Source organism: Mesorhizobium sp. M7A.F.Ca.US.005.03.2.1, from assembly GCF_003997795.1.
Lineage (GTDB): Bacteria > Pseudomonadota > Alphaproteobacteria > Rhizobiales > Rhizobiaceae > Mesorhizobium > Mesorhizobium ciceri.
Genome location: NZ_RZRP01000950.1, coordinates 1 through 2,231, shown reverse-complemented (window position 1 = coordinate 2,231; position 2,231 = coordinate 1). Strand labels below are relative to the sequence as shown.

4 protein-coding genes are annotated in these 2,231 nt (G+C 64.9%); all 4 read right to left on the bottom strand.

The window, feature by feature from the left end; all coding sequences use genetic code 11:
- The coding region (locus EN991_RS33050) for a glycosyltransferase N-terminal domain-containing protein (RefSeq protein WP_281058833.1) at positions 1-777 on the bottom strand (777 nt) is incomplete at its 3' end.
- Positions 774-1,565 carry a lysophospholipid acyltransferase family protein gene (locus EN991_RS33045; protein ID WP_013532344.1) on the bottom strand — a complete coding sequence of 264 codons (792 nt, stop codon included), beginning with the start codon at positions 1,563-1,565 and terminating at the stop codon, positions 774-776. The genes EN991_RS33050 and EN991_RS33045, both read right to left, overlap by 4 nt.
- 5 nt (positions 1,566-1,570) lie before the next feature.
- A complete protein-coding gene (locus tag EN991_RS33040) occupies positions 1,571-1,816 on the bottom strand; it encodes a DUF4170 domain-containing protein (protein WP_013532345.1) in 246 nt (81 codons plus the stop codon).
- A 103-nt stretch (positions 1,817-1,919) separates the two neighbouring features.
- Positions 1,920-2,231, bottom strand: a 312-nt coding sequence (locus tag EN991_RS33035) for an inositol monophosphatase family protein (protein ID WP_281058832.1), incomplete at its 5' end; no start/stop codon positions are given.

Below are 2,231 nucleotides of genomic sequence, written 5' to 3'. Positions count from 1 at the left end.
GTGCAGCGTCGCGTGGACTTCAGCCGCGACCACTTCCTCGCCGTCATGGGTCGAGATCGCCGCCCAGGTCGGGCGCGTGCCTATCTGCCGCCGCAGTGTCGCCAGCGCCCGTTCGTCGACCGGCGGCGGCGACGTGTCCACCTTGAGGTTGCCCGACACCGTCACCGGCCGCGCGCCGAGCGCGAGAAACCGCTCGCCATCGACATCCGACTGCGCCACGACATGAGCCAGGTTCTCGAACAGCGCCTCGGCGATGTTGGCCCGTTTCTTCCACGATTTGAACGAGCGGTCGGACAGCCTGCCATTGACCAGCACCTGCGGCACACGGCGCGCGCCAAGCTCGAGGATGGTCATCGGCCAGATCTCGGATTCGGCGATGATTGCCAGATCCGGCTGCCAGTGATCGAGGAACCGGCTGACCGCCGGCTTGAGATCGAGCGGTACATATTGATGGATGATCCGGTCACCGAGCCGCTCGTCGGCGACCTGCGCAGAGGTCACCGTGCCGGTCGTCAGCACGATGTTGACGCCATAGTCGAGAATGCTTTCGACCAGCGGCACGACGGCTATGGTCTCACCGACGCTCGCGGCATGGATCCAGATCACCGGCCCGTCGGGGCGCGCGCGGCCGGCGACGCCATAGCGCTCGCGGCGGCGGTAGCGGTCTTCCTTGCCGCGCGAGGTGCGCCAGGCAACGTAGGGCCCGACCAGCGGATAGGCTGCCGCACCCGCGAATCGGTAAGCCGACAGCATGGCCCGTGCCCAGCGGCCGCTCATCGCGGAGCATCCACGAGACGGTAAGCCTCGGCGGTCGCGGCATTGAGCGCTGTCGTCACTTCCTGGCGCTTGCGCTCCATTTCGGCGTCATCGGCGCCGGCCGCCACGAAGATCGGCTGGCCGATGACGATCGACGAACGGCCGAACGGCAGGTTGATGGTGGTCTTGTCCCAGCTCTTCTCCAGCACCTTGCGGCGGCTGGTGGTGATGGCGACGGGCACAAGCGGCCGGCCCGAGAGGCGAGCCAGGAGAACGATGCCAAGTCCTGCGTCTCGCGGCGTGCCGTGCGGAATATCTGCGATCATGGCGACGTTCTTGCCGACGGCGAGCGACTTTTTCAGGGCGATAAGCGCTTTTGCCCCACCCTTGTCGAGGTGCCTGGCATTTTCCCGCCCGCCCGAGCCGCGCACCGCCTCAATGCCGAATTTTTCCAGCATCAAGGCGTTGAGCTCGGCATCGGCGCTGCGCGAAACCATGGCGACCAGCGGCTTGCGCTTGGGATAATAGGCAGGCGTCAGCAGATGCTGGCCGTGCCACAAGGCGATGATGCCAGGCTCGAACTCGGTATAGGCACCGCCCGAAAACCGTGCCGATCCCTCGACGACGCGATTGGTGAGGCGCACGAAGCGGACGAACTGGGCGAACAGGCTGGCGATGGCGTTCTTGACGAATCGCGACTGCGCAAGCGGTTGGCGAATCTTGCGCCAGAAGGCCTTGGTCGTGCGGCTGCGTCCCCTGCCCGTGGGCGCGGCATCGCTTGCTGGCCCTTTCGCCAGGTCATGCTCCATCGAAGTCAACCGGCAGCCTTGTTGTCGGGGTCCAGCAGCCGGTGCAGATGAACGACGAAGTAACGCATGTGAGCGTTGTCCACGCTGGCTTGCGCCTTGGCTTTCCACGCCGTGTGCGCGGATTGATAGTCGGGATAGATGCCGACGATGTCGAGCCCGTCGAGATCGCGGAATTCGGTGCCGCCAAGCTTCTTCAGTTCGCCACCGAACACCAGATGCAAAAGCTGTTTCTTTCCGTCTTCCGCGGCCATGTCGGTCCTTCACATATCGTGAGTTTGTCACAGGTCTAGACCAAAGCCGCCGACTTTGGAACCTTTAGGGCGAGATGAATTCATCTCGCCGGGGAAAACGCTTTCACGTGTCCAGACCGGCGATGACGCCGGCGAGCACGGCCAGCAATTCACCGCTGCCGGCAGCAAGGGCGCCGTGACGAGTCACCTCGCCGGCATAAAGTGGAGCGCGGCCATGCTGGTCGAGCAGCTGGCCGCCGGCCTCGCGCAGGATGAGGTCGGCCGCTGCAATGTCCCAGTCATGCGCGTTCGGCTTGACGAAAGTGGCGTCCAGCGCGCCATTGGCGATCATGGCCAGCCGATAGGCGAGCGAAGGGCTGTAAGGCGCCCGCTTCAGCCGCGCCTGCCATTCGGCAGGCATCAGGTCGGTCAACTG

Bases quoted from the DNA above. Each gene is read 5' to 3' on its own strand.
- EN991_RS33045 (WP_013532344.1), bottom strand. From the start codon at position 1,565: ATGGAGCATGACCTGGCGAAAGGGCCAGCAAGCGATGCCGCGCCCACG.
- EN991_RS33040 (WP_013532345.1), bottom strand. From the start codon at position 1,816: ATGGCCGCGGAAGACGGAAAGAAACAGCTTTTGCATCTGGTGTTCGGT.